1 protein-coding gene is annotated in these 497 nt (G+C 64.4%); it reads left to right on the top strand.

The features are described 5' to 3' along the window. On the top strand, positions 1–318 hold a 318-nt coding region (locus tag FJV41_RS57270; RefSeq protein WP_181791561.1), incomplete at its 5' end, for an ATP-dependent Clp protease proteolytic subunit. Positions 319–497 lie beyond the last annotated feature (179 nt).

Raw genomic sequence — 497 nt, 5'->3', positions numbered from 1 at the left:
ACCATGTGCCTGGGCTTCGCGGCCAGCATGGGCGCCTTCCTGCTGGCGGCCGGCGCCAAGGGCAAGCGTTTTTCGCTGCCCAATTCGAAGATCATGATCCACCAGGTGCTCGGCGGCGCCCGCGGCCAGGCGACGGACATCGAGATCCACGCCCGCGACATCCTGCGCACCAAGGACCAGATGAACCGCATCCTGGCCGAGCGCACCGGACAGCCGCTCGACAAGGTCAAGGCGGACACCGAGCGCGACTACTTCCTCACCGCCGACGAAGCCAAGGAATACGGCCTCGTCGACCAGGTCGTCGCCCAGCGGCCCTGATCCGAGGCGGCGTTGCCTCCGGCGGCGCCTGCCGGCTCCCTCCGGCACGGCGCCGTTTTCCATTTCGTTATCATCCCTGCAACGTCCTGCAACACGAGGCAATGCCCACATGGCCGAGAAAAAAGGCTCTTCCAGCGAAAAAACCCTGTATTGCTCCTTCTGCGGCTGTCTCTTATACA

This window comes from Myxococcus llanfairpwllgwyngyllgogerychwyrndrobwllllantysiliogogogochensis, from assembly GCF_006636215.1.
GTDB lineage: Bacteria > Myxococcota > Myxococcia > Myxococcales > Myxococcaceae > Myxococcus > Myxococcus llanfairpwllgwyngyllgogerychwyrndrobwllllantysiliogogogochensis.
This window is presented reverse-complemented; position numbering and strand designations above follow the sequence as displayed.